Source organism: Klebsiella sp. CN_Kp113, assembly GCF_040064585.1.
GTDB lineage: Bacteria > Pseudomonadota > Gammaproteobacteria > Enterobacterales > Enterobacteriaceae > Klebsiella > Klebsiella michiganensis.
The window spans coordinates 41,227-58,700 of the sequence record NZ_JBEAID010000001.1; the positions used below are offsets into that span (position 1 = coordinate 41,227).

Here is a 17,474-nt window from a genome sequence, read left to right on the forward strand (position 1 = left end):
ACTCACCATTTTGGTATTTTATGTACTTATTCTGTACTCAATATCGCATGAACGAACATAAACAACAATATCAAATCATGTACAACCATGTTCATAACTTGACAGAAAAAAATAAATAATAGTTATAAATCATATGCATAAATAGCTAACCATGTTCATCTTTGGCCGTACAGTATCAACAATGTACAAAGCACACACCTTGCCGAAGATTACGAAACTATGGTGCCGTTTCAGGCATTACAAATGATCGGTCATCAGGTTGATGCGGTCTGTCCAGATAAAACAAAAGGCGACTTCATTATGACCGCGATCCATGATTTTGACGGCGCCCAGACCTACAGCGAGAAACCCGGGCACCGCTTTGTTCTCAACGCCGATTTTACAACGGTGAAAGAACAGGATTACGACGCACTATTAATCCCCGGCGGCCGGTCGCCAGAATATCTGCGCCTGAATGCGGAAGTGCTTAAACTGGTGCAGGCATTTGACGCAGCGCGTAAACCGATTGCCGCCGTTTGCCACGGCCCTCAGCTGTTGGCAGCTGCGGGGGTATTAAAAGGCCGTACCTGCAGCGCCTATCCGGCCTGCGCGCCGGAAGTGCGGCTCAGCGGCGGACATTTTGCCGACATCGGTATCGATCAGGCGCATGTGGATGGCAATCTGGTGACCGCCCCCGCCTGGCCCGCTCATCCGCAATGGCTGGCGAAATTTGCCGAATTGTTGCAGTAGCAAACCTGACAAATATAAAAGGCCGGAACGGATCATCGGGGACTACCGTCTGAAGGCGATGCTGGCGCTAAAAATCGCGTCAGCATCGGTTTTAATGGCAGTTACAAAAGATTATCGGCAATGCTGTAAGCTCAGCTTTTGGGGTAGACGGTGCAGACTTTCGCCGAAGCAGGGCCAGACGCGATCGCTGCCTGTCTGGTCATTCGATATGACCAGAACAACCGGGAACCACGATATGATAAGTTCGGAAATAACCCCTTTGCTGCTGCAGCCGTTTTCAACCTAAATGGCGTTTAGCCTCCTTACGCACCCGGTGCAGTACATGATGTTTGATCCCACTGTAATCCGGGTGTTCAGACAGATTCTCGATATCACGTTCCCGGCCAAAAGGCAGGGCGATCTCCTCAACAATTTTTCCTGGGTTTGCTGACATAATCAGAATGCGATCGGCGAGGAATAGCGCCTCTTCCACGTCGTGAGTGACAAAAAGCAGAGTGGTGCCGGTATTAAGCCAGGCCTCACGCAACAGTTCCTGCATCATCAGACGGGTTTGCGCATCGAGCGCGCCGAAGGGTTCATCCAGTAACAGCACATCCGGGCCGGGTAGCCAGGCGCGCGCCAACGCTACCCGCTGTTTCATGCCGCCTGAAAGCTGCCAGGGCGAATGGTGCTCAAAGCCTTGTAGGCCAACGAGTCCAAGCCATTCCATCGCACGGGCGTTAATTTCATCTTTGCGATGCTTACCCAGCCGAGGACCAAAGGTGACGTTTTCCAGTACCGATAGCCACGGAAAAAGGTTAGGCTGCTGGAAGATCATTCCGCGATCCGGCCCCGGCTGGCGGACCGGTTTCCCCCCCGCCACCACGCGCCCCCGATCCGGTTTGTTAAACCCGGCGACCAGGTTAAGAATAGTGGACTTACCGCAGCCGGAAGGCCCCAGTAACACCACAAATTCCCCTTTGTGGAGCGACAGGCTGATATCTTCCAGCACCGTGAACGGCTGTGGCTTCGCCGCAAAGGCGAGCGATACGTTTTCCAGCGTGATAGCACTCATTATTCTTTCCCCGCCCAAGGTACAAACAGGCGCTGCAGCCCCAGCAGCAGTAAATCCAGCGCGTAGCCAATGCCACCCAGTAGCAAAATGCCAAGCATGACGATATCGGTGCGTAAATAGGAGCTGGCGTTAATGACCATCCAACCCAGCCCCGAACTGGCAGCGACCATCTCCGCCGCGATAAGCGACGTCCAGCCAATGCCAATCGACAGCCTGACGGTGGTGAACAGTTCCGGTAACGTATCCGGTAACACCACGCGCAGAAAGATCTGTTTGCGTGAAGCACCAAGCGTTTGCGCCACACGAATGCGCGAACGACCAATACGCTCTACCGCAGCAGATGCCCCCACCACCACGCTAAGGAAAGTGGCAATAAAGATGAGAAAGAACTTCGAGGCCTCGCCAATCCCCAGCCAGACGACCGCCAGCGGAATAAGGGCAATTTTGGGCAGCGGGCGCAAAAACTGCACAAACGGATTCAGCACCGCCGCCAGACCTTCCGACAGCCCCATCAATAATCCCAGAGGAATACCGATGATGATTGCCACAGAAAAAGCGCTTAACGCACGTGCCAGGCTGACGGCAACATGCTCCCACAGCGGCACCTGACGATAACCATCCGCCAGCAACTCTTCGGTCGTCAGGCCTATATCCGTTAGCGATGGCAGCAGCAGCGGATCAACCCATTGCCGCGAGGCCGCCACCTGCCAGACGATAAAGAAAACAGTGACCGAAACGACGCTGATGGCAATGTGATAACTCAATCTCATTGCGCGGCTACCGCTGCATCACGGATATAACGGGAGTTAATGGCGCTGTCCCAGCTGGCCGGGATATCACGTTGGCGAATCTCACCGATATCAGCAAGGAAGTGAGAGGTTTTGGTCAGCGCTTTCCCAATCCCGCTGTCGGTGGTTTGCGTACCGTTCCCCAACCATTGCGCCGTACCCTGCTGGCTCAGCGTGGGATATTCCAGCCCACCCAACGTATTGACGGCGGTCGTCACCGGCGCGCCCACCTCTTTCGCAACAATGGCCGCCGCGCGCTCCGGGTCTTTCTTAAACTCATCGACTTTTTGCTGATGAACACGCAGGAACGCGCTGACGGTTTGCGGATACTGCTCAGCAAAAGCTTTACGCACAACGTAGTTGTTATAAATCAGGTAGCCATCTTTTTGCAGATCTTTGGTTGCGAACACCTGATGCCCGCCAGAAGTCTCCAGTTCCTGAGCAAACGGCGCCCAGACATAGCCCGCGTCGATATCACCGCGTTTCCAGGCTGCGACCATTTCCGCCGGACGCAGCGGCAATAACGTTATTTTACTGCGGTCGAGATGGTTAACGCTGATAGCGGCCTCAAGCGCATATTGCGCCGTCGAGTTTGGCGGATAGGCTACTCGTTTACCCTCAATATCTTTAATGCTGGCAATACCGTCTTTACCAATTAAACGCTCGTAGCTGGCAATCACGCCAGAGACGCCGATAATTTCCACCGGCAGTTTTCTGACAATGCCTGCCGTTGCCGGGCTGGAGCCAAAATTAGCAATATCAATCGCATTGCTGGCAAAGTAATTTAACGCATCAGCACCGGACGCAAATTGCACCCATTTCACCTTGCTGTTGAGTGCCTTATCCAAAGAACCATCGGCCTTAGCCAGCATCAGCACCTGAGAACCGCCGCTATATGCCACCCGAACTTCCGCTGGCGTTTCGGCAAAGCTGCTATTAACCCACAGGCCACCCGCTGCAAGTAAGACACAGAGACTTTTATTCATTTAATTTATCCTTTAAATAACAACGTTTTTAATGCCATGTCTCGCGTTGCACCAGCCATAGCCGGGCACACTGCCGGGCGAGCGCTTCTGCGGGATCAATTGACACGGCCAGATGCGGTGAGGTCACCTCAGCCAGCGCAACCGGCACTTCTGTACAGGCCAGCACCAGCCGCTCTGCGCCACGATCGCGCAATGCCTGGGCCTGTAGACTCAGCAGTTCTCCGCCGGTACGCAGTTCGCCGCGTTTTACCGCATAGCATCCCGGCACAAACCACTGCCGCAGTTCTTCTTGCGTCGGCTGTACGCTTTCGATCCCCATCGCGGTAAATCCGTGCTGAAACCAACCGGCATCCAGCGTGCCCTGGGTAGCAATAATCCCGACCCGCCGGGGTTTCTCTTTCCCGTCGAATACCGCCAGCGTGGCGTCCACAATATGCAGCAACGGTGCGTCGCTATGCTGCGCCAGCGCCTCATACCAGTGGTGCGCCGTATTACAAGCAATGGCAATATGACTGACGCCCACGCGGTTCAGCTGTTCCACACCGTACAACAACTGCGGCAGCGGGGATGGCCCCGTTCCCGCCAGCGCCCGCTGGCGATCCGCAATTTGCGGCACATTCCATACCACATGGGGAATTTGCTGTTGGTCGCTGCTGGCGGGCGTTGCCCGCAGCAATTTATGCATCAGATCCAGCGTCGCCAGCGGCCCCATGCCGCCAAGAATTCCCAGCAGAAATGGTGTACTCATGATGGCAAAGAATCGGCGATGACCTGACGGTAGCCAAACAGACCTGCACTTCCCCCCGTATGGATAAACACCACATTCTCATCCCTGCGGAAATGACCTTTACGGATCAGATCAATCAATCCGGCCATGCCTTTTCCGGAATAGACGGGGTCGAGCAGAATCCCCTCGTGCTGCGCCAGCAACTGCAGCGCCTCAAGCATCCCTTCGGTGGGCAAGCCATAGCCTTCGCCGACATAATCACTGTTCGCCACCACCGCCTCATGCGGCAATTCACCCGGTACACCGAGCAGTTCCCGCGTCTGCTGCGCCAGACGCCAGACGTTGTGTTCCTGTTTTTCGCGCGGAGCGCGGACGCTAATCCCGAGGAGAGGAATACCGCTGTGCGTGGCAGTTAAGCCCGCAATCAGGCCAGCCTGTGTACCTGCGCTACCGGTGGCATGAACGATATGATCGATGCGCAGCCGTAGCTGGCTGGACTGCCAAAGCAGTTCTTCCGCGCAGGAGACGTAGCCCAGCGCGCCGATAGCGTTCGAGCCTCCACCGGGGATGACATAAGGGGTGTGGCCCCTGGCTCGCAGGCTTTCCGCGTGTTGTTCCATTGCCTGCTGCATATCCGTACCGCCGGGAAGATGAGCGATAATTTTGCCCCCGAGCAAACCGTCCAGCAGCACATTGCCGGATTGCTGATACTCATCACCCAGCGTCGTGACGCGTTGTTCGAGAAAAATATGCGTTTCCAGACCCAGTCTGGCTGCCGCCGCGACGGTCTGACGCACATGGTTAGACTGCGTGGCGCCCTGGGTAATGATAATATCCGCCTGTTTTGCCTGGGCATCGCCCAGCAAAAACTCAAGTTTGCGGGTTTTATTGCCGCCAGTGGCGAGGCCTGTGCAATCGTCTCGTTTTATCCAGATATTTGGCCCCTCCAGCAAGCGTGAAAGCTGCGTGAGAGGCTCCAGAGGGGTCGGGAAGTGGCCAAAATGAAGCCGGGGGAAACGCGCCAGATGCATAATAACTCCTGTAAAAAATGACTACGCAGCAAATTAAAATTTGGCCGCGAGGATAAAAGGTTCATACAATATTAAGTATGACTATATTTATTTTCTCACTGATGACTTACCAAGTTTTTCAGCTATGGTTATGAGGAAAAAAGATAAAAAATAGTGCTTTTATTTATTTTGTTCATCAGCACTAATTAACCGGACATAATACCAACGCTTTCGAACAGATAACCCAAAGACGTATTTAACCAGGCAGACAACCTCAGGTATTTAATGCTTCCAGGGCGACAAACGCCTGCCAGCTCACCTCATCGATCCAGATACCCTCTTGCCGACGGCGGGTATACGCGCGCAATTCCGGCTCTCCGGGGATCTGCACATTGCGCCCTTCCTGCCCGCTACGCACCCAGTCCACCTGCGCTAATAGCGCCTGCTGGTAACTCTCCTGTGCCCCCAGCCGCGCAGGATCAAATAAAATCGATAGCATATTGTTGATGATTCCGGCACGTGGCGGAATTTGCTGGCTTTCGGTTTCGCCGCCGGTCAGCGCAGCGCCGAGTAGACTACAAATCAGCGACAATCCTGCGCCTTTATGCCCGCCAAAAGGCAGCAAGGCACCGAACGGTTCCGTCATTAATACCGCAGGGTCGGTGGTGGGTTGTCCGTTCGCATCTACCGCACATCCTTCAGGGATGGCTCGCCCTTCATTCCATGCGATGCGCGCTTTATTGCCTGCTATGGCGCTGGTTGCGAAGTCAAGGATAACCGGGGGCCGGTTCGCGAGCGGTATCCCGACACAAAAAGGATTTGTGCCGAGTCGGGCACCGAGTCCAGCGAAAGGCAGTACGACCGACGGCGCTGCCACGTTGGCAAAATGGAGCGAGACCAGTCCGGCGTCAGCCGCCTGTTCCGCCCATGCGCCGATTCGTCCAAGATGGTGGGTATTAGACAATCCGATTATTGCCACCCCAAACTCGCGCGCACGCTCAATACCCACGGCCATGGCCTGTTCGCCCAACGCCTGGCCAAAGCCGTGCCCCCCATCAAAAGAGACGATCGGTCCGGCATCAGACAACATGGTGAGCGTGGCGCCAGGGTTCAAATCCCCTGCCAGAATGGCCCGAATATAGCGCGGTAACAGGGTCACGCCATGAGAGTCGTGGCCTTTTAGTGAGGCTTCGACCAGGTTATCCGCGACCTTTTGAGCGATATCAGGTCCGGTGCCAACCCTTACCAGATGGCGCTGCAAAAGCGAACGTAAGTGATGATCCGAAAATAAAGGCATGATGAGGCTCGCAATGACTGCCCCTACATTGATAAGGGCTATTTAAAAGATGAACCCGACTATACTGAGAATATATTTATGACCTAAACATGAATAATGACTAAGCTTTTCCGCCTGGTAAATAACAAGCCACAAATATCGTTATTCATTTCTCTGATATTCATTTTCATTTAAATCACTTCCTTTCCCGCTCGCCTCTGCCCATGATTTTTGGCTGAGAAACACCTTTCTGGGAAACTGAAATGAATAAAACAAGCAGAATACTCGCCTGTACGCTGGCGCTTTCCGCCCTGGGCGGGATAAGCCAGCCGGCATTAGCGGAAGGAAACATTAGTATCGCGCAGCAATTTGGCATCGGCTATTTAATTCTTGATGTGGTACGTGACCAACGGCTTATCGAAAAAGAGGGTCAGAAAGAGGGGCTGGATATAAAAGTAGAGTGGCGCACCATTTCCGGAGTAACCGGGATGAATGAGGCCCTGCTCTCTGGCGCTCTGGACGTTGCGTCAGCGGGGGTTCCCCCCGTACTCACCCTATGGGATCGCACCAAAGGTAAGCAAAATGTGAAAGCGATTGCCTCGCTGGGGTCGATGCCCAATTATTTGTTGAGTAATAATCCGGCGGTAAAAAGCATTAAAGATCTGTCCGCAAAAGATCGGATTGCCGTACCGGCAGCAGGCGTCGGTTTTCAGTCTCGTACATTACAAATCGAGACCGCGAAATTATATGGTGACGGGGACTTCAAACGCTTCGATAAAATTAGCGTCAGTTTACCGCATCCGGACGCCAGCGCGGCATTAATTGCCGGCGGCTCGGAGATTACCACCCATTTCTCCAGCCCGCCCTTCCAGTATCAGGCGCTGGAACATAAAAACGTGCATAAAGTGCTCAGCTCCTATGACGTACTGGGGGGACAGGCAACCTTTAATGTTCTCTATACCACCCAGAAATTCCATGATGAAAACCCCAGAACCTATAAAGCGTTTTATCGCGCGCTCAGCGAAGCCGCAAGTATTATTAACCGTGACAAAAATGCCGCTGCCGAAACTTACATTCGCGTTGAGAAATCGCGGCTGCCTTTACCGCTGGTACAAAAAATTGTTAACGATCCCGAAATAAGCTTTACGGTTTCCCCTGAACGTACTGGCGTATATGCCGAAAAACTCCATGAGCTTGGGATACTGAAAAATAAGGCCGGCTCGTGGAAAGATTATTTTTTTAACGAAGCATGGGAAAACCCCGGCAGCTAAACCGCGATACTGGAGGCTATGATGGTCAATCAGCAAATTGATGGCCCGCTGCTGCAGGTCAGCCATGTCGATATTGAATACCGCACGCGTGAACGCCGGGTACGCGCGACGCACGATGTCAGTTTTGATGTCTGGCCTGGGGACCGCTTTATTCTGCTTGGCCCCTCAGGCTGCGGAAAATCGAGCCTGTTGAAAGCCGCAGGCGGTTTTATTGCCCCGCGCAGCGGTCAAATTTCGCTTGCAGGGACGCCAGTTAGCGCCCCCGCCCCGGACCGTATGATGGTATTCCAGGAGTTCGACCAACTGCCGCCGTGGAAAACGGTGCTGGAAAACGTCATGTTTCCTCTGCTCGCCAGCCGCAAAGCCAGCCGTTCACAGGCAAAAGAGACGGCGCTGCATTTCCTTCACAAAGTCGGTCTGGCGGAATTTGCTGACGCGATGCCCCATACGCTCTCCGGCGGCATGAAGCAGCGCGTCGCCATCGCCCGTGCGCTGGCGATGAAACCGCGCATCCTGCTGATGGACGAACCCTTCGCCGCCCTGGATGCGCTGACGCGGCGCACGATGCAGGAAGAGTTGCTGACGCTCTGGGAAGAAGAGCGCTTTACGCTGCTTTTCGTCACCCACTCGATTGAAGAGGCGCTGGTCGTGGGCAGCCGTATTCTGGTGCTTTCGCCGCATCCAGGACGCGTCCGGGCAGAGCTTAATTGTCATCAGTTCACGCTTAATGATTTCGGCAGCGAGGCGTTTCAACACGCGGCTCGTCATATTCACCATCTGTTATTCCCGACGACCGGCAACGGTCCGTCTCACTCATCCGGCGAGGAGCCAGCGTATGTCCCAGCCACCGTACATTCGTCCTGAATTCGAACGCGAATTACCGCCGCTACGTAATCTGCCGGTAGAAACGCCGCTACCCTTAAGCCAGCGCCTGTGGAATCAGGCATGGCTGCGTAAGTCTGTGATTGTCGCCCTGGTGCTGGCGCTATGGGAGATCGCCGCGCGAATACAGCAAAACGATCTGATGCTGCCCGGGGTATTTCAGACGCTGCAGGCGTTCAGTGAAGACCTGCGCAATGGCGAACTGCCGGAAAAAATCGTCAATTCACTCAGTACCCTGCTGAAAGGATATCTGGCCGGCAGCGCGCTGGCGCTGATTGCCAGCGCCCTGGCAGTGACCACGCAGTTTGGTCGCGATCTGCTCAGCACATTAACCGCGATGCTCAATCCACTGCCGGCAATTGCGCTGCTGCCGCTGGCTCTGCTGTGGTTTGGTCTGGGAAATGCCAGCCTGATATTTGTACTGATACATTCCGTCATGTGGCCCATCGCTCTGAATACCTGGTCCGGATTTAGCAGCGTGCCGGAAACGCTGCGCATGGCCGGGCGCAACTATGGCCTCCGTGGGCCACGCTATGTGATCACGATTCTTATTCCGGCATCGTTGCCCGCCATCCTTTCCGGTTTGAAAATAGGCTGGGCTTTCGCCTGGCGAACGCTGATTGCCGCCGAACTGGTATTCGGCGCCTCCAGCGGCGAAGGGGGGCTGGGCTGGTATATATTCCAGAATCGCAATGAACTGTTCACCGACCGGGTATTTGCAGGGCTGTTAACGGTCATCGCGATTGGTCTGCTGGTGGAAGGCATCGTATTCGCCAGTCTGGAAAAGATCACAATTAAGCGCTGGGGGATGCAGCGTTAACCCCACATTCATTCAGGCAGCTACTGCGCCCCCCATTAAAACGTCCGCCGGCGCCTTTCAGGCTGGCTCGCCGTGTTGCCGAAGTCGCGGCAACACGCCTTATCCTTACCACGATATGATAAAAGCCCGCGGGGAAATCAGCGGGCTTGTGGGATTGTCGTCATGGTCCATCCCTGGCGTGCTTGACACCGCTACCGCGAAGCAAACCTTGCAACATGCTCTGCGAGAAAATCAATTTCCTGCGGCGTATTATAAAAAGCCAGCGAAGGCCGGACGGTACTCTCATAACCAAAATGGCGCAGGATCGGTTGCGCGCAGTGATGTCCGGATCGCACGGCAATGCCGACCTGACTGAGATAGCGCCCCACGGCTGCATTTTCATGACCCGCCAGCACGAAAGATAAGACGCTGGTTTTGTTCGCCGCGGTGCCGACCAGCGTCAGACCCGGAATAGCCGACAGCTTCTCGATGCCATACTCCAGTAAGGCGTGCTCGTACTGCGCAATGTTTTCTATCCCCAGCGAGGTGACATAATCGATAGCCGCCCCCAGCCCGACGGCATCAGCAATATTGCCCGTCCCCGCCTCAAACTTATTCGGCGAGGGCTGATAGCGCGTCAGTTCAAAGGTCACGTCGGCAATCATATTCCCGCCGCCCTGATAAGGGCGCGCCTCTTCCAGCACCTCCTGCTTGCCATAGACCACGCCGATCCCGGTCGGCCCAAAAATTTTATGCCCGGAGAAGACGAAGAAATCGGCATCCAGCGCCGTCACGTTGGTCGGGATATGCGAAATAGACTGCGCGCCGTCGATGGCAATGCGCACCCCAAAACGATGGGCGATCTGCACCAGCTCCTGAACCGGCGTGACGGTACCCAGCGCGTTAGAAACGTGGGTCGCGGAGACAAAGCGGGTTTTATCGTTGAACAACCGGATATATTCCTCAACGATCAGCTGACCGTGCTCATCAACCGGCGCAACGCGGATCGTCGCGCCCGTTTCCTGGGCAATAAGCTGCCACGGTACAATATTGGCGTGATGCTCAAGCAACGTCAGGATAATTTCATCCCCCGGTCGTAATAGCGGCTTCACGTAGCTGTGCGCTATCAGATTGAGCCCTTCCGTGGTACCGCGCACGAAGATGATATTTTCCGGGCCGCGGGCGCCGATAAAGCGCGACACTTTCTCACGCGCGGCTTCATAAGCATCGGTGGAACGAGCGGCAAGCGTATGCGCCGCCCGATAAACGTTCGAATTCTCATGTAAATAATAGTGGCTGATACGATCGATAACCTGCTTCGGGCGCTGGGTCGTCGCGGCATTATCCAGCCACACCAGCGGATGTCCGTCCACCTGTTCGCTAAGGATCGGGAAATCAGCGCGGATGCGTTCTACCGGGATCTGTCCAACCCGCGCCGGCGGCGCCGTTTTTACGCTGGAAGGGGGTAACGGCGCGAATCCGCGAGGCGCGATATCCGCCCTGCTCTCCTGGCCCAATGGCAGCACCCGCGGCGCGTAAGCCGCTTCGGTCGCACGCGGGCGTGCGGGCGCGTCGTCAGGCAGCCCCTGCAGATCGCGCGCGTCGGGCAGACCATAATCACGCGCGGAGGGCGCGTCGCCCGCCCATCCGCCGGGCGCATAGGGAAGCGTGAATAAATTACTCGTAGTCATAATATTCACCCACTTCAACATCCTCCAGCACGGCAATGGCGTCATCGGCCAGGATCGCAGCGGAGCAATAAAGTGAGAGTAAATAGGAAGCCACGCCGTTATCGTCGATCCCCCGGAAGCGCACCGACAAACCGCGAGACTGTTCGTTTGGCAGCCCTTCCTGATAAAGTCCCAGCACGCCGCGTTTGCTTTCACCGGAACGAATCAACAGGATATTGGTTTTTCCGCCCTGGCCTTTCGGGTTTTTCAGACCATCGACAAACAGCTTGTCGGAAGGGATCAGCGGAATACCGCGCCACAGGATAAACGTGCCCCCATGCAAATTCACGGTGACCGGCGGCACGCCGCGTCGCGTGGCCTCACGCTGAAATGCGGCAATCGCGCGCGGATGGGCCAGAAAGAAGGAGGGCTCCTTCCAGACTTTGGACAACAGCTCATCCAGGTCATCCGGCGTTGGACGGCCATTGCGGGTCTGAATACGCTGCGAGTCGTCGATATTTTTCAGCAATCCATATTCATCGTTATTGATCAGCTGACTTTCCTGGCGCTCGCGCAGGCTTTCAATCGCCAGCGCGATTTGCTCTGAGGCCTGGTCGTAGGGCGAGCTGTAGAGATCGGCGATTTTGGTATCGACGTTTATAATGGTCGTAATCGAATCCAGCTGGTATTCACGCGGCGTGGTCTGATACTCGATATAGCCCTGGGGTATTTCAACGCGCGACGGATCCTGACTGCATAATACATCCAGCGGCGTCTCTCCCTCCACGACCTTGTTCACCCGGTAAATTCCCGATTCCAGGCCCTTATAATCGAGAAAACGGCTGACCCAGCGCGGGGTGATTGCCGCAAATTGCGGTGCCGTTTTGGTCACGTTCGCTAACTGATACGCGGCTTCACGCCCCAGTGCATTAATGCCTTTTTGTTCTGCCATAATGATTCCTTAGTGTTTGAAAGAGTGGAGCTGAAGGTTAGTACTGCGGCAAACGGGTATCGACATCCCGTGCCCAGGCGTTTAGGCCATCTTTTAAATTCATCACGCGCCCCTGATAACCTGCGCGCTGGAGTGCCCGAATGGCGAAAATACTGCGCTGCCCTATCTTGCACAGAAATACCGCATCGACCGTCGGGTCGAATTCACCGATACGTCTGACTATCTGGCCCAGCGGTATCACCTTTGCCTGCGGAAATTTTGCAATCGCCCTTTCGTGGGGTTCACGAATGTCGATCAGCTGCAGGGGTCTTCCCTCCTCTATCCAGGCGTGAAGCTCAAGCGCCGTGACGCTTTCAACCGGAACTTCTGCTTCATCAGGTTTCAGCCCGCAAAACTCCTCGTAGTCGATGAGCGCATGAATCGAGGGATGCTCACCGCATACCGGGCAGTCGGGAGCCCTCTCCAGCCGCAGCTCGCGTTGCTTCATCTGCCACACATCGAAGAGCAACAGGCGGCCAATCAGGCTCTCGCTGCCGCCGACGATAAGTTTGATCGCTTCCGCCGCCTGAATGGTGCCGATAATCCCCGGCAGCACGCCGACAACGCCGCCTTCGGCACAGGAAGGTACCAACCCCGGCGGCGGGGGCTCGGGATAAAGACACCGGTAGCACGGTCCTTCCCCGGCATAAAAGACGCTGGCCTGCCCTTCGAACTGAAAAATGGAGCCATAGACCAGCGGTTTACCCAGCAAAACGCAGGCGTCGTTGATCAGATAACGGGTGGGATAATTATCCGTACCGTCGACGACGAGGTCATATTCCCCAATAATTTCGAGCGCGTTTTTGCTGCTCAGGGTGGTGTTATAGGTCACCACCTGTATCTCGGGGTTGATGGCTTTAATCTTGTCTTTCGCCGAAGCCACTTTGGGTCGGTTGATATCTTTGGTGCTGTGAATGATCTGCCTTTGCAGGTTGGAGACGTCGACAAAATCAAAATCGACAATCCCCAGCTTACCGACCCCCGCCGCAGCCAGATAAAGCGCCACTGGCGCCCCCAACCCGCCGGTGCCGATAAGCAATACGCGGGCAGCCTTCAGCCGCTTTTGCCCCTCAAGCCCGACTTCCGGCAGCAGCAGATGGCGGCTATAGCGGGCAATTTCCGCATGCGTCAGCTCCGTCAGACGGTCATCCGGGATAATGCTCGGTCTGCTCATATCGCCTTCCCGACGCCGCCGGCAATGGCGGGAACCAGCAGCACTTCCGCCCCATCGCTAACCGGAGTCTCCAGCCCGCCGGTGGTTTTAATGTTGTTCTCTCCCACGTACAGATTGATGAAACTGCGCAGCGCGCCCGTATCGTCATACAGATGCGGCTGAATGTCAGGAAATCGCTCCGCCAGCGCTGCGACCAGCTGCCCAACGGTGTGGCCTTCGAGGATCACTTTCCCCTGACCGTCGGTGAAGGCGCGTAGCGCAGTGGGAATCAGTAATGTCGATGCCATAGTGGTAATCTCTCCGTGTTTTGTTCTGGTTTCCGGCAACGTTGTGCCCGTTATTCACGTCATAAAACGATCTGCACATCCTCCTGCAAAAAGCGCTGGCGGTCCTGGGTCAGCCGCCAGCTGGTCAGCGCCCCCGCCTCGCGCTGCGCGACCGCCACGATGATATAGGCGTAAAACGGCAGCGCATGTTCGCGATCAAATTCAGATGGAATGGCCGGGTGATCGGGGTGCGAATGGTAATAGCCGATCACGTCCACATCCTGAGCCAGCGCAGCGCGTTCCGCCCGCAGGGAGTCGTCGGCGGTGATGACAAAACGGTGGTACTGCTCCTCCGACTCGCGAGCATTAACAATGGGGAAAATCGCCGTCACGCGGGCATCGCCCTGCGCGGAAAAGTGGCCAAAGAGCGCACCGCAGCATTCGTTGGGATAGGCCTTTTCCCCTTCAGCGCCAATCAGCCTGGTGATTTCTTGAGTCAATTCAATCATGGGTTTCATTCCAGAAAGCGTCAGTCAGATAACGCGAGCCAACATCACACAGCAGCGTGACCACCACCGATCCCGCCGGCAGCGTGCGGGCCAGCCGCGCGGCGGCGGCGACATTAGCGCCAGAGGAAATGCCGACAAAAATGCCGTCCCGCCGAGCGAGGCGCCGCGTGCTCGCATAAGCCTCCTCGGTGGTGACGGGAATAACGTCGTCGAACAGGGTTTCGTCGAGAATGCCAGGTTTAATGCTGCTCCCCATATGCTTGGTCCCTTCAATGCCGTGGAATGGCGAAGCGGGCTGTACGGCGAGCGTTTTCACGCGCGGATTTTCATATTTAAGCCGCCGCGCGGTGCCGACGAAGCTGCCGGAGGTGCCCATACCGGCAACAAAATGGGTGATCTGTTGCCCGCTCTGCTCCCAAATCTCTTTTCCGGTCGTTGCGAAATGCGTATTCGGATTGACGGGGTTGTTATATTGGTCCGGATAAAAATAACGTTCCGGATGCGCAGCAACTTGTGCCTGAACTTCAATATAGGCGCCGTCAGAACCTTCCAGCGGATCGGTCTCCACAATCGTGGCGCCATAATGACGAATAATACGTTTGCGCTCCGGGCTGGTATTCTGCGGCAGATATAGCCGGACGTGATATCCCAGCGCCGCGCCAATCATCGCGTAGGCAATGCCGGTATTACCGCTGGTCGCATCAATAATCGTTTTACCCGGCGTTAATAACCCTCGAGCAATCCCGTCCAGCACCATCGCTTTCGCCGCGCGGTCTTTCACCGAGCCACTGGGGTTCATAAACTCTGCTTTTGCCAGCAGCGTTACGCCAGGTAGCTCGGCGGCAAAAGAGGGTAACGTGATTAACGGCGTAGCGCCGATCGTTTCAAGTAAATTCATAATGATTATCACGCTGTTATTTTATTTATTCCGATGCGCTGGTCATTTCATTTTATTATCGGCGGAATTAAATTCCGTCACCGTCGCTGAAATGTTTTTGCTGTACCCGGGCCTGCTGCACATGACTATCCGGCGGAACATCACGGGTCAGCCATATATTTCCGCCAATGCTGGAACGCGCGCCGATAGTAATTCGCCCTAATATTGTTGCGCCGGCGTAAATAACGACATCATCTTCAATGATTGGATGGCGAGGATAGTTTTTTTGCAACTGCCCGTCATCGCCGGCAATAAATCGTTTGGCCCCAAGGGTAACCGCCTGGTAAATACGCACGCGTTTACCGACGATGGCCGTTTCACCAATCACCACGCCGGTTCCGTGATCGATAAAGAATCCGTCATCAATCTGCGCGCCGGGATGAATATCTATTCCGGTCTGGCTGTGCGCTTTTTCAGATATCATTCGCGCCAGCAGAGGCAGACCGAGCTGATGCAGCTCGTGGGCAAGACGATAGTGCATAACGGCGTGAATTCCCGGATAGCAGAGCAGCACCTCATCCATGCTGCGCGCGGAAGGATCTCCCTGATACGCCGCGAGGATATCGCGATCGAGACGCTGGCGGATGACCGGCAAACGGTTGGCAAACTGCTGAACCCGCCTGACCGCCTCCTGCGACAGCGTGTGACTCGCATCCTGCTCATCTGACTGATAATAAAGTTCCAGGACCGCTTCTTCGGTCAATCGGTCTAGCGAGGTGCCTAGCAAATGACCGACGTAATAATCTTCGCCCTCTTTGCGTAATTCAATATCACCTAATCGCATCGGATAAAGCACTTTTATCAAGGTATCGGTGACTGAATTAACGCTTTCCCGGGAAGGTAAACTACGTTTATTACGATAATTATTTTTCGCATGTTCATCGCGCCACGCCTGACGAACGCGACGGAGTTCATCGACGACATTATTTAAATGCCAGTTATTTTCTCTTTTCGGCATGAGATACAATTCACCCGCTTCCGGCATAATAATATCCTTCTTAAAATCGCATCGATAAATCTTTTTTGCGTCACCTCACTTTTATGCATTACCCACATTAAAAACAAATAACCATATAGACTTTGAATAGCTAAAAAGAGTAAATACTTTTAAATCAACACATTCGACAATCAACCGTACCCGGCGAATACGATCGATGCGTCCCTCCTTCGCCAGAGCGACTCGTTCGCGATGGTACGAAAATGTGGCGGGGTGAAAAATGGAGTCATTAACGCCACCGTTCAGTTGGACAATGAGGGAAAATTTATAGCGAATTTATTGCAAAGCATAACTGATTTTTAGCTATTGATTATGAGGAATTAACGTAACATTTCCGTTATTAAATCATGATGTTTAAGGTTCCCTATGCGCGCTTTATCCGATGCTCCCGCTAATGAATTCGAGCCAGTACGTTTTGTCCTCACCGATATGGATGAAACGCTCACCTGGCAGGGCCGTTTGTCGGCCGCCGCCTATACCTCGCTTGAACAATTGCAGTCCGCCGGGATACGGGTGATCCCGGTCACCGCCGCGCCGGCGGGCTGGTGCGATCAGATGGCGCGGATGTGGCCTGTTGACGGCGTCATTGGCGAAAACGGCGGGCTTTTTTTCCGCCGCACCGCGGACGGGCATGGCATCGAGCATCATTACTGGCACGCGGACGACGCCACGGCATCCGTCGCCGCCCGACTGCGGACCATCGCCGACCGGGTCCTGGCAGCGCTACCGGAAGCCCGTCTGGCGGACGATCAGCCCTTCCGCCTGACCAGCCTGGCCTTCGCGCGGCCTGCCGACCCGGTACTGGAGCGCCGCATCGTCAACACGCTGCGGCAGGCGGGTGCCGACGCTACCGTCAACAACTTGTGGGTGCTGGGCTGGCTGGGTGGCTACGACAAGCTGACCATGACGCGCCGTACTCTGGCTCAGCACTACGGCGTCGATATCGATCGGGAGCGGGAAGCTATTCTCTACAGCGGCGATTCAACCAACGACGCGCCGATGTTCGCTTTTTTCAAACACACGGTAGGCGTCAGCACCGTCCGGCAGTATCTGGATCAACTCCCCGTAGCCCCCCGCTGGGTAACGCTCGGCCCCGGCGGCGCGGGGTTCGTGGAGATGGCGCAGGCGGTATTCGGCCCAAAATTCCGCTGAAAGCAGCAATTTACCCACCAGCTTAACGATTCCCCGGCGCCCTGGTTTTTCTCTCTGGCTTTCAGAAAATGTTGCAGCGGTTGCCTGACGTTCGCAGGCAGCCGGTTCCCATCAGTGCTTCGTTATGTACACATCCCATAACACCATGTCTTATATTAGTTTTTTCTTACTGATAAAAACCAATACCGTCATTTTTACCGTATGCAAAAAAGTTTTCCGTTTGGTGATCTCCCGACGTTTCCAACGAAACACTATT

18 protein-coding genes are annotated in these 17,474 nt (G+C 55.0%); 5 read left to right on the plus strand and 13 right to left on the minus strand.

The window, feature by feature from the left end; all coding sequences use genetic code 11:
- Positions 1-174 precede the first annotated feature (174 nt).
- Complete coding sequence (locus tag ABLV30_RS00320; protein ID WP_265801026.1) at positions 175-729, plus strand: DJ-1/PfpI family protein; 555 nt, start codon at positions 175-177, stop codon at positions 727-729.
- Between the two features lie 277 nt (positions 730-1,006).
- On the opposite strand, the gene ABLV30_RS00325 is transcribed toward ABLV30_RS00320, so the two are convergent.
- The 6 genes from ABLV30_RS00325 to ABLV30_RS00350 form a co-directional block, all read right to left on the minus strand.
- Entirely contained in the window at positions 1,007-1,783 is a 777-nt protein-coding gene (locus ABLV30_RS00325) for an ABC transporter ATP-binding protein (protein ID WP_038424380.1), read from the minus strand.
- Entirely contained in the window at positions 1,783-2,553 is a 771-nt protein-coding gene (locus ABLV30_RS00330) for an ABC transporter permease (RefSeq protein ID WP_014229065.1), read from the minus strand. Before ABLV30_RS00330 ends, ABLV30_RS00325 begins: the two co-directional genes overlap by 1 nt.
- Positions 2,550-3,557 carry a glycine betaine ABC transporter substrate-binding protein gene (locus tag ABLV30_RS00335; protein WP_014229064.1) on the minus strand — a complete coding sequence of 336 codons (1,008 nt, stop codon included), beginning with the start codon at positions 3,555-3,557 and terminating at the stop codon, positions 2,550-2,552. The genes ABLV30_RS00330 and ABLV30_RS00335 overlap by 4 nt, the downstream gene beginning before the upstream one ends.
- Before the next feature lie 28 nt (positions 3,558-3,585).
- Positions 3,586-4,305 (minus strand): aspartate/glutamate racemase family protein, encoded by a 720-nt coding sequence (locus ABLV30_RS00340; protein WP_224225981.1) that lies wholly within the window; start codon positions 4,303-4,305, stop codon positions 3,586-3,588.
- The gene (locus ABLV30_RS00345; protein ID WP_265800994.1) at positions 4,302-5,315 is read right to left on the minus strand and encodes a D-cysteine desulfhydrase; all 1,014 of its coding nucleotides are present in this window, start codon (positions 5,313-5,315) and stop codon (positions 4,302-4,304) included. Before ABLV30_RS00345 ends, ABLV30_RS00340 begins: the two co-directional genes overlap by 4 nt.
- Positions 5,316-5,568: 253 nt before the next feature.
- A complete protein-coding gene (locus tag ABLV30_RS00350) occupies positions 5,569-6,591 on the minus strand; it encodes a malate/lactate/ureidoglycolate dehydrogenase (protein WP_224225982.1) in 1,023 nt (340 codons plus the stop codon).
- Between the two features lie 242 nt (positions 6,592-6,833).
- On the opposite strand from ABLV30_RS00350, the gene ABLV30_RS00355 reads away from it, so the two are divergent.
- The 3 genes from ABLV30_RS00355 to ABLV30_RS00365 are packed head-to-tail and all read left to right on the plus strand — an operon-like array spanning position 6,834 to position 9,543.
- Complete coding sequence (locus tag ABLV30_RS00355) at positions 6,834-7,841, plus strand: ABC transporter substrate-binding protein (protein WP_014229060.1); 1,008 nt, start codon at positions 6,834-6,836, stop codon at positions 7,839-7,841.
- A 21-nt stretch (positions 7,842-7,862) separates the two neighbouring features.
- A complete protein-coding gene (locus ABLV30_RS00360; protein WP_048261885.1) occupies positions 7,863-8,705 on the plus strand; it encodes an ABC transporter ATP-binding protein in 843 nt (280 codons plus the stop codon).
- Complete coding sequence (locus tag ABLV30_RS00365; RefSeq protein ID WP_014229058.1) at positions 8,677-9,543, plus strand: ABC transporter permease; 867 nt, start codon at positions 8,677-8,679, stop codon at positions 9,541-9,543. Before ABLV30_RS00360 ends, ABLV30_RS00365 begins: the two co-directional genes overlap by 29 nt.
- Before the next feature lie 191 nt (positions 9,544-9,734).
- Here ABLV30_RS00365 and ABLV30_RS00370 read toward each other — a convergent pair whose 3' ends face one another.
- The 7 genes from ABLV30_RS00370 to epsC all read right to left on the minus strand — a co-directional run bounded on the left by ABLV30_RS00370 (position 9,735) and on the right by epsC (position 16,054).
- Complete coding sequence (locus tag ABLV30_RS00370) at positions 9,735-11,213, minus strand: cysteine desulfurase (protein WP_348865486.1); 1,479 nt, start codon at positions 11,211-11,213, stop codon at positions 9,735-9,737.
- Positions 11,200-12,144: a family 2A encapsulin nanocompartment shell protein gene (locus ABLV30_RS00375; RefSeq protein ID WP_014229056.1), complete on the minus strand. Its 945-nt coding sequence runs from the start codon at positions 12,142-12,144 to the stop codon at positions 11,200-11,202. The genes ABLV30_RS00370 and ABLV30_RS00375 overlap by 14 nt, the downstream gene beginning before the upstream one ends.
- A gap of 37 nt (positions 12,145-12,181) precedes the next feature.
- A complete protein-coding gene (moeB, locus tag ABLV30_RS00380; RefSeq protein ID WP_025107023.1) occupies positions 12,182-13,357 on the minus strand; it encodes a molybdopterin-synthase adenylyltransferase MoeB in 1,176 nt (391 codons plus the stop codon).
- Positions 13,354-13,644 (minus strand): MoaD/ThiS family protein, encoded by a 291-nt coding sequence (locus ABLV30_RS00385; RefSeq protein WP_014229054.1) that lies wholly within the window; start codon positions 13,642-13,644, stop codon positions 13,354-13,356. Before ABLV30_RS00385 ends, moeB begins: the two co-directional genes overlap by 4 nt.
- Positions 13,645-13,703: 59 nt before the next feature.
- The gene (locus tag ABLV30_RS00390; RefSeq protein WP_025107022.1) at positions 13,704-14,132 is read right to left on the minus strand and encodes a M67 family metallopeptidase; all 429 of its coding nucleotides are present in this window, start codon (positions 14,130-14,132) and stop codon (positions 13,704-13,706) included.
- Positions 14,125-15,030: a PLP-dependent cysteine synthase family protein gene (locus tag ABLV30_RS00395; protein WP_014229052.1), complete on the minus strand. Its 906-nt coding sequence runs from the start codon at positions 15,028-15,030 to the stop codon at positions 14,125-14,127. The genes ABLV30_RS00390 and ABLV30_RS00395 overlap by 8 nt, the downstream gene beginning before the upstream one ends.
- A gap of 67 nt (positions 15,031-15,097) precedes the next feature.
- Positions 15,098-16,054 (minus strand): serine O-acetyltransferase EpsC, encoded by a 957-nt coding sequence (gene epsC, locus ABLV30_RS00400; RefSeq protein ID WP_014229051.1) that lies wholly within the window; start codon positions 16,052-16,054, stop codon positions 15,098-15,100.
- A gap of 378 nt (positions 16,055-16,432) precedes the next feature.
- Between epsC and ABLV30_RS00405 the strand changes: the two genes are divergently transcribed.
- Positions 16,433-17,218 (plus strand): HAD-IIB family hydrolase, encoded by a 786-nt coding sequence (locus ABLV30_RS00405; protein ID WP_265800991.1) that lies wholly within the window; start codon positions 16,433-16,435, stop codon positions 17,216-17,218.
- Positions 17,219-17,474 lie beyond the last annotated feature (256 nt).

Bases quoted from the DNA above. Each gene is read 5' to 3' on its own strand.
- ABLV30_RS00385 (WP_014229054.1), bottom strand. From the start codon at position 13,644: ATGGCATCGACATTACTGATTCCCACTGCGCTACGCGCCTTCACCGAC.
- ABLV30_RS00345 (WP_265800994.1), bottom strand. From the start codon at position 5,315: ATGCATCTGGCGCGTTTCCCCCGGCTTCATTTTGGCCACTTCCCGACC.
- ABLV30_RS00390 (WP_025107022.1), bottom strand. From the start codon at position 14,132: ATGATTGAATTGACTCAAGAAATCACCAGGCTGATTGGCGCTGAAGGG.
- ABLV30_RS00355 (WP_014229060.1), top strand. From the start codon at position 6,834: ATGAATAAAACAAGCAGAATACTCGCCTGTACGCTGGCGCTTTCCGCC.
- ABLV30_RS00340 (WP_224225981.1), bottom strand. From the start codon at position 4,305: ATGAGTACACCATTTCTGCTGGGAATTCTTGGCGGCATGGGGCCGCTG.
- ABLV30_RS00370 (WP_348865486.1), bottom strand. From the start codon at position 11,213: ATGACTACGAGTAATTTATTCACGCTTCCCTATGCGCCCGGCGGATGG.
- ABLV30_RS00325 (WP_038424380.1), bottom strand. From the start codon at position 1,783: ATGAGTGCTATCACGCTGGAAAACGTATCGCTCGCCTTTGCGGCGAAG.
- ABLV30_RS00350 (WP_224225982.1), bottom strand. From the start codon at position 6,591: ATGCCTTTATTTTCGGATCATCACTTACGTTCGCTTTTGCAGCGCCAT.
- ABLV30_RS00365 (WP_014229058.1), top strand. From the start codon at position 8,677: ATGTCCCAGCCACCGTACATTCGTCCTGAATTCGAACGCGAATTACCG.
- ABLV30_RS00405 (WP_265800991.1), top strand. From the start codon at position 16,433: ATGCGCGCTTTATCCGATGCTCCCGCTAATGAATTCGAGCCAGTACGT.
- ABLV30_RS00375 (WP_014229056.1), bottom strand. From the start codon at position 12,144: ATGGCAGAACAAAAAGGCATTAATGCACTGGGGCGTGAAGCCGCGTAT.
- epsC (WP_014229051.1), bottom strand. From the start codon at position 16,054: ATGCCGGAAGCGGGTGAATTGTATCTCATGCCGAAAAGAGAAAATAAC.
- ABLV30_RS00395 (WP_014229052.1), bottom strand. From the start codon at position 15,030: ATGAATTTACTTGAAACGATCGGCGCTACGCCGTTAATCACGTTACCC.
- ABLV30_RS00360 (WP_048261885.1), top strand. From the start codon at position 7,863: ATGGTCAATCAGCAAATTGATGGCCCGCTGCTGCAGGTCAGCCATGTC.
- moeB (WP_025107023.1), bottom strand. From the start codon at position 13,357: ATGAGCAGACCGAGCATTATCCCGGATGACCGTCTGACGGAGCTGACG.
- ABLV30_RS00335 (WP_014229064.1), bottom strand. From the start codon at position 3,557: ATGAATAAAAGTCTCTGTGTCTTACTTGCAGCGGGTGGCCTGTGGGTT.
- ABLV30_RS00330 (WP_014229065.1), bottom strand. From the start codon at position 2,553: ATGAGATTGAGTTATCACATTGCCATCAGCGTCGTTTCGGTCACTGTT.